At 67.9% G+C, this 7,629-nt stretch carries 2 protein-coding genes and 4 pseudogenes; 3 read left to right on the top strand and 3 right to left on the bottom strand.

Annotated features, from left to right (window positions below):
* The first annotated feature begins 327 nt into the window (after positions 1-327).
* Together DR046_RS22350 and DR046_RS22345 are read left to right on the top strand one after the other, a co-directional pair.
* Positions 328-1,717, top strand: a pseudogene (locus DR046_RS22350) (IS5 family transposase).
* 64 nt (positions 1,718-1,781) lie between these two features.
* A protein-coding gene (locus DR046_RS22345; RefSeq protein ID WP_115384562.1) for an IS5 family transposase occupies positions 1,782-2,587 on the top strand; the annotation gives its coding sequence in 2 pieces (ribosomal slippage) (positions 1,782-2,112 and positions 2,112-2,587; 807 coding nt in all).
* A 49-nt stretch (positions 2,588-2,636) separates the two neighbouring features.
* Here DR046_RS22345 and DR046_RS22340 read toward each other — a convergent pair.
* The 3 genes and pseudogenes from DR046_RS22340 to DR046_RS22330 all read right to left on the bottom strand — a co-directional run.
* The gene (locus DR046_RS22340; RefSeq protein ID WP_115384561.1) at positions 2,637-5,432 is read right to left on the bottom strand and encodes a S8 family serine peptidase; all 2,796 of its coding nucleotides are present in this window, start codon (positions 5,430-5,432) and stop codon (positions 2,637-2,639) included.
* A gap of 330 nt (positions 5,433-5,762) precedes the next feature.
* A pseudogene (locus tag DR046_RS22335) lies at positions 5,763-7,026 on the bottom strand (IS3 family transposase); the annotation flags it as partial.
* Positions 7,027-7,210: 184 nt separating this feature from the next.
* A pseudogene (locus DR046_RS22330) lies at positions 7,211-7,386 on the bottom strand (IS5/IS1182 family transposase); the annotation flags it as partial.
* A 128-nt stretch (positions 7,387-7,514) separates the two neighbouring features.
* Here DR046_RS22330 and DR046_RS22325 point away from each other — a divergent pair.
* A pseudogene (locus DR046_RS22325) lies at positions 7,515-7,629 on the top strand (IS5-like element ISMra2 family transposase); the annotation flags it as partial.

Below are 7,629 nucleotides of genomic sequence, written 5' to 3'. Positions count from 1 at the left end.
CCTGCGGCGATGTAGCGCCAGATCCGTTCGCGAAGGTCCATCGAGTAGGGTTTGCCCATCCGTCCACCTCCTTCCCAAAGTGAAGCAGACCGATGATCCCAGGGGAATCCTCAACGATTCACATCAGAAGCAAACCGCTTTAGTGGGCTATCGTGAGCACCTCCGGATGAACTCTTGGGGTGTCCACGGGAGCACGCCAGCCCTACAAAGTCCGCTCTGAACAACCCACATCCCTTTGATTTCCTGACATGAACCGGGATCGACGGTGTTCTGATATCGCAGGGTTTGGTATGCTTGGCCCCGGAACCCTGCGATTTCGGAGGCCCGATGAAGCCCAAGTCTCGCGCGCCCGAGCAGGACGACCTGCTCCGCATGCGCCACGAGCTGGTGCGGCTCGAGGCGCTGATCGACCGGGAGTTCTTCGAGGCGGAATGGGCGGGGTTCTTCCCGTCGCACACAGGCCGGCCGGCCACGTCGCCCCGGCTGGTGGCGGGGCTGCTGTATCTCCAGCATGCCTACGCGCTCTCCGACGAGGCGGTCGTCGCGCGGTGGGCCGAGACCCCCTACTGGCAGCACTTGTGTGGCGAGACCGTTCGGCGGGGAAACGGTCCCCCGGACCGTTTCCTGATCCGCCTCACTCCAGCACCGTCCGCCGATCGATCCGTCCTCGCTGACGCGCTGGCGGGGGCGGATCGGCGAGGAGGGCGTGGAATGGCTGCTGACCAAGACGATCGAGGCGGGGCGGGACGCCGGTGTCATCGATGCGCGCTCCACCCGCGACGTGATCGTCGACACGACGGTGATGGAGAAGGCCACCGCGCACCCCACCGACGCGCGGCTCTACGAGAAGGCCAGAACGCGCCTGGTCAAGCTGGCGCATAAGGCGGGGCTGCCGCTGCGCCAGAGCTACGCGCGGCTCGGGTCCCGGCTGGCCCAACAGGCGGGCCGCTACGCCCATGCTCGCCAGTTCAAGCGGATGAGGAAGGCCCTGCGGCGGCTCGAGGGCTACACCGGCCGGGTGATGCGCGACGTCCAGCGCAGAGCGAGCTCGGTCAAGGACGACGGCCTACGGCAACGGATCGACACCGGGCTCGCCCTGGCGGGCCGCCTGCTCGCTCAGAAGCCCCGCGACAGGCGCAAGCTCTCCGCGCTCCACGAGCCGGACGTCGACTGCATCTCCAAGGGCAAGGCCCGCAAGCGCTACGAGTTCGGCTGCAAGGTCTCGGTCGCCACGACACACCGCGAAGGCTTCGTGCTGGGCATGCGGTCGATGCCCGGCAACCCCTACGACGGCCACACGCTCCACGAGGCGATCGAGCAGGTCGAGATCCTCGCCGACGCGCGCCCGCTCCGCGTCTTCGTCGATCGCGGCTACCGCGGCCACGGGATCGAGCCTACGACAGGCCCCGCCGTCTTCATCTCCGGCCAGCGCCGCGGCATGACCCGCGCCCTCAGGCGGGCCCTGCGCAGGCGCAGCGCCATCGAACCGACCATCAGCCACATGAAGACCGACGGCCGCCTGTCGCGCTCGCCCCTCAAGGGCACTCTCGGCGATGCGCTCCACGCCGCCCTCTGCGGCGCGGGCCACAACATCCGCCTGATCCTCGCACACCTGAGGACCCTTCTCGCCGAAATCCTCGCCGCGCTGCTCCGCCTCATCGGCAACGCAACCTTCACCCCAACGCCGCCGAAGCGTCAGATCACGCGCCCCGCGTGATGTTCAGGGCGTACTACTTAGAGCGCCTAACGAAACCGATCTGGGTCTCGTGGATTCACGAGGCATGAGACATGAACTTGTGAGTGACGAGATGTGGGCGGCGGTGGAGCCGTTGCTGCCCGAAGAGCCGCCCAAGCCGAAGGGCGGACGGCCGCGCGTGTCGGACCGGGACGCGTTGCGCGGGATCGTGTTCGTCCTGCGCTCGGGCCTCCCTTGGGAGATGCTCCCGCGCGAGGTGTTCGGCTGCTCGGGCATGACCTGCTGGCGGCGGCTGCGGGACTGGCAGCAGGCGGGTGTGTGGGACCGGCTGCACCGGACGCTGCTGGAGCGCCTGCACCGGTCGGGCGAGCTCGACTGGGGGCGGACCGCGCTCGACAGCCAGTCCACCGCTGCCAAAAGGGGGGCGCCGCGACGGGGCCGAACCCGACCGACAGAGGCAAGCCCGGCACGAAGCGGCACGCGGTCACCGACGCGCGCGGCATGCCGCTCGGCCTGACGATCACAGGCGCGAACCCTCACGACAGCATGGCGTTCGCAGCCACGCTCGATGCGGTGCCGGGCGTGCGCTCGGGCGGGCGTGGACGTCCGCGCATGCGCCCCGACAAGCTGCACGCCGACAAGGCCTACGACAGCCGCAGGTGCCGCAGGGAGTGCCGCGCCAGGGGCATCACGCCGCGCATCGCACGCAAGAGGATCGACAGGTCCGACCGTCTCGGCCGCCACCGCTGGGTCGTCGAGCGGACCTTCGCGTGGATGGACCAGTTCCGAAGGCTCGTCACCCGCTACGAGCGCCGCGCAGACATCCATGTAGCCCTCACCAAGCTCGCCGCCTGCGTGATCTGCCTGAACCAAATCAGCAGGTTCTGTTAGGCGCTCTTATGTTCCATCGATACGATGAGAGCCATAAGAACTGTCAATTCTAGGCTATTGGCAAGGGAATTGCTGGCAAATGAGGGGCGTGGCGTTGGCAGCAGGCGTTCAGGAATCCCCTGACGTCCAGGATTCCGCTGCCGAAGCCCGGATGGAAGCCGCCCGTGGAGCGGGCATGGCGGCGCAAGTCGCCGAGTATCTCGGCGACGGTGGGTTGCGGCACGCCCGCGGCGGCGAGCCGGGAGTAGAGCAACGCCACGGCGCCGGTCACGTGCGGCGCGGCCATCGAGGTGCCGTTCTTGGGGATCAGCTCGTCGCCGAGCAGGCCGTTGGCGGATGCCGAACGCACCTCCATGCCCGGCGCGCACACGTCCGGCTTGTCGCGGCCGTCGCGGGTCGGTCCGTGCGAGGAGAAGGACGCCAGCAGCATCCCGTCCTTCGAACCGCAGGCTCCGACCGAGACGACGAAGTCCGCCGTGCCCGGCACCGACAGCGTCCCCTCCAGCGAAGGGTGGTCGAAGCGGACCGGATTTTCGCGGCGGGTCTCCGTCCAAATGTCAAGGCGGCGCTCGCGTGAGCGAATCTCCTCGGCACGGAGGCGCAGCCGCCAACTGCCCTCCTGGATGGGCTGCGCGTCGGCGTCGATCGCGATCACGAGTTGCGCGTCGCCGTTGTGCGGATGGGTCGGGATGAGGTCGAGGCGCACGACGTTGCCGCCCAGCACAGCGCGCACCGAAGAGGTGTTCTCGGAGCAGATTTCGGTCTCGCGCCCGAGCGGATCAATCACCTGGAACTCGACACGATCCGTGCCATGGTGCCACGCCTCGAAGTAGTCGCGGCGTCGCGACGCATCGGCCTTCCGCGACCAGCTCAGGTCCTGCCAGCCACCGCTGAGCTTTGCCTGCGCGTGCAGTGCCTCCATCGCGGCGTTGCCGGCCGACTTGATGACGGCGAAGCCTTGGGCGTAGCCGTCGTCGACCACGCGCTCAAAGGCGCGCTCGAGCGGCGTGCGGCCGTCATGGGGACCGGCCATCATCCCGAGGCTGACGTTCACGGCCATTGGCCTTGGGTGCTGCATCACCGCGGTGCCGCCCTGCGACGCGCGCTTGAGGAAGTAGATCGCGTCGACATGGGTCTTGGAGTAGCCGAGGCTCGGCGGCTCGTGGGGCGTGCTGGGCGACAGTCGCGGGATCACCAAGACGATGGCCGCATCGGGCGCCATGCCGTCGGCGAGCGTCCCGACGGCACGTCCCGCCGCGATGCCTGCGACATGGGTGCCATGAGCACGGGGATCGCGGAGGCGGGGCGGCACAGCGGCAGCGCCCCCGTTGATCAGAGCCTGGATCTCGTTGCGCAGGTAGAGCCGGCCGTAGTCGGGCCCGAAGGCCGGGTCGACGGCGTGGGGCGTGGGACCGGTCGTGTCGAACTGGTCCCAGATCGCCGCAATGCGGGTCTCGCCCTGATCGTCCCGGAAGGCGCGGTGGAGGACGTCGATGCCAGTATCCACCAGTCCGACGGCGGCGTGGGCCCCGCGTTCAGAGATCGGCGGCCGCTGCACGGCGCGGGCCGCGACGATCTCGCCGGACTCGTGCAACTCCATCGTCTCGACGTCGCGGCTGATTTCTATGGACTTCACATGGGCCCGATCTCTCTCGATCGCCGCGATCTGCTCCGGATGGGCCTGCGCAGTGACCACAAGCCCCTCGCGCGTGTCAATGCTCACGTCGTCTGGTGGTACCCAAGCGTCGCTCCGCAGCAGGATTACGACCGGCTGGCGCGCGTTGAGCCGCTTCTGGACGGAGGCCGGCAGCGCGCCGGCGCCAGTCTCGTCCATGCTCCCGATGCGCTCGATCCCGGCCTCCTCGCCATCGAAGAGGTCGGGGGGCATGTCGCGTGGGACGCCGACCCGGTCGATGCCCCGCGCCTCGATCCGCGTGGTGGTAAGCCGCTCGGACTCGACTTGGAACGCAGGATCGATGGCGTCGGCGGCCTCGCGCATGCGGTCGGCATAGAGCGTCATGCGGTGCATCCGGATGCCGGGGAGCAGGCCCTCGGCACCTTGGCCCGGCTCCTCGCCACCGAACAAGCCCTCGGCCTGCATCGCGTCGGCCGCCTCGATCTGCGCATGAAGGATCGCCTCCTCCTTGGGCGGAAGGGGCGGCGGTCCGGCGTCGAGGTCCCCGGCGGCCTCCGCGCCGTCGAGGTCGCGCTCGACCGGACCGCCCTCGTCCAGCAGGCGAAGGCGGCCAGCATGGCCCAAGTTGCCAGGGATGCGCGCGACGACGTCGCCATCGTTGACCATCCGATTGTACCGCGCCCCCAGGACCTGCGCGATCCGCGCCCGTGCCGCGTTGTCGAAGCACCTCGGCTGGCCGAAGGTAACGAGCCCAGTGACGCCACGGTCGGCGTGGTGCATCGCGGCGATGGTGGCGAGCGCGCCGCCGAGGCTATGGCCGGTGAACCACAGCCGCTTCGGACCGCCCGGATCGGCCGCGTTGAGCGCCATCTCGACGGTGTCGCGCACCGTGTCGTAGGCGTTCAGGAAACCTCCATGCACGCCGCCGCCGACGATCTGCGACGGCCGGGAGGGCACGTTGACGTTGTCCCACCAGTCGCCAATCTGGTCGGTCCCGCGGAAGGCCACGACGACCGCGCGATCCGAGGTGGCGACGAAGCCTTGGGAGCGACCGATCGAGAAGATCGTCAGCCGGTCACGCCAAAGCGTCTCGAGGGCGCGGCGTACCGCGCGGGCGTCGGAGTAGGAGAGTTGCGCCAGCGAGGCGAGCGCGTAGCCGACGCTCCAAGAGAACCCCTCCACCTCCAGCCATTTAGGATCGAACCGCATCAGTGCTCTACCGCCTCGCCGGATGCCTCGGTACCGAAGAAATCCGAAGGCGGATTATCGGCCTCAAGCAACCCTAATTGATATGTACTTGAAACTGTCCCCTGCGGGACCGCGTATGACATCGCGCCCCGCATCTTCCACGTGTTTGTCGGATACATCTGCATCTTCGGCTCCACTAAGCCGGATCGCGGCAAGATGGCCTGCTCAAATAGCGTTGCGGAAAATTATAGCAGATACTTTTGTTGCTGTCGCCATAAAGATCATCCTAAAAGACGTGACGGCGGCGTCAATGCATGTTGAGCACCTTGATTTTTGACCCTTTTTTTGGCGACGGATAGCGGGCTCGGTGGTGTACCCGTGCCGCTCGATCAGCCACTGCACATTGCAGGTCCGCTGGAACGCGAGAAGCGCCTGTCGCAGCTCCTCAATCGTGTCGAACCGGCGGACCCGGAGTAGGTTCTCCTTCAGGGTCCGGATGAAGCGCTCGGCGCATCCGTTGCCCTCGGGAGTGCGGACGAAGGCGGGCGAACTCTGGGCGCCGAGGAAGGCGATCTCGCGCTGGAAGTCGCGGCTCATGTACTGGCTGCCGTAGTCGTGGCGGATCTTGAGGCCCTTCGCGACGTCCTTGCCGATCGCCCCGAAGCTCTGGCGGACGCCCTGACGGATCGGCTCGAGCGCCTCGTGGCGGGTCGCCCGCGCGCTGGCATGGATGCCGACGCATTCGGCCGAGCAATGATCGACGGCGATAAAGACGGCCGCTTGGCCTTCGCCGGTGGCGACGGCGGTCATGTCGGTCCCCCACATCTCGTCGATCCGGTCTGTGATGATCGTGCCGTCATGGGCCCGTGGCCCGCGCGGCGATCCCACCCGTTGATGCGCCAGCAGGCCATGGTCGCGCATCACCCGTAGCACGCGACGCGGGCTGGTGCGCACCCCGGCATGGCGCAGTCGCGCCCAGAGCTTGCGATAGCCCTCGCCATGGAACGGGCTGTCGGCCAGCAGCGCGCGGATGCGATCGGCCAGTTCCGCGTCGGACATCGCCCCCATGGGGCCTCGGCGCCGCCCAAGCGCATCGGTTCGGTTCGCGGCGAGCAGATGCCGGTGCAGCGTCGCCCGGCTGATGCGCCAGCAGCGGCAAACCCGGGCCAGGCCGTAGCGGCGGCGCGCGGAGATCGAGACGGCCCGGCTCATGTCTTCAACCTCCCACGCCGAAAAGGGACGCCGGCCTCCAGCCCGTCGACCCCGGATCAAGTCCGGGACAGGCCTTCGCCTCCAGGAGCTCATTGACCATCGTCATCTCGCTGATCTTCTCGCGCATGGCCCTGAGTTCCCGGTCCCGCCCATCCTCGGGGCGACTCTTCAGCGAAGCTGCCCCCGCCGCCAGGAAGTCATCCCGCCAGCCGCTCAGCGCCGCGGCCGTGGTTCCCAGCTCCCGGCTGACCAGCTCGAGGTCCTCGCCGCGCAGAACCCGCAGGACGGCCTCCTGCTTCCTCTGCGCCGACATGCGCCGCTGACGCGGCGCGGCGGGCTTGCCTGCGCCAGTGTTCGGGGCGCGCTCCGGCAAGCCCGCCCCCGTACTCCATTCGTCCGTCATGGCCCCTCCTCTCGGAAGCCGCATAGGCCCAAATCAGTGTCTCAAGAAACCGTACACCGGGGGAGTGGCATGGACACGGGCATGATGCCGCCCTTCGGCGCCCTTTCGCCCCATAGGGTTTTTCGTACTCAGCCCGTCCCGCCCGTCCTTTCGCGCCGCACCGCCCGATTTCTCTGCCTCGGGATCATGTCGGGCACGGGTTCAGGCGGCGTAGCTGTGTGAGGCGGCGCATGTTGTAGGCGAGGTTCTTCATTCCGATCTTGGCGCGGGCGCGCACCAAGCCGATCGTGCGCACCAGGTGCCGCCCATGTCGTTGGCCTGGGCGCCGAAGACGTGCTCGACGCGGACGGGCACGGTCGTATCTGATCCCTCCCGGCAAGCTACGTCAGATCAACGTCTTGCGCGGACCAGAACCCTAGGCGTCGTCTTCATTTAGGGGGTTCCTGTTTGGCTATGGTTTTGATTCGCGGTCGTCGGAGGTAGCGATCATGAGCAGACGGACGTTGATTGACGCGCAGTGGGAGCGCATCGCGCCCCTTTTGCCGGGCAAGGTGGGAGATCGCGGGCGGACGGGGGCGGACAACAAGGCTGTTCGTGGACGCC

This window comes from Jannaschia formosa, assembly GCF_003340555.1.
In the GTDB taxonomy this organism is placed as follows: Bacteria; Pseudomonadota; Alphaproteobacteria; order Rhodobacterales; family Rhodobacteraceae; genus Jannaschia; species Jannaschia formosa.
Note: the sequence above shows the minus strand (reverse complement) of the source record. Positions and strands in the feature narration are given on the sequence as shown.

Excerpts from the sequence above, each read along its gene's own strand:
- DR046_RS22340 (WP_115384561.1), bottom strand. The coding sequence starts at position 5,432 with ATGCGGTTCGATCCTAAATGGCTGGAGGTGGAGGGGTTCTCTTGGAGC.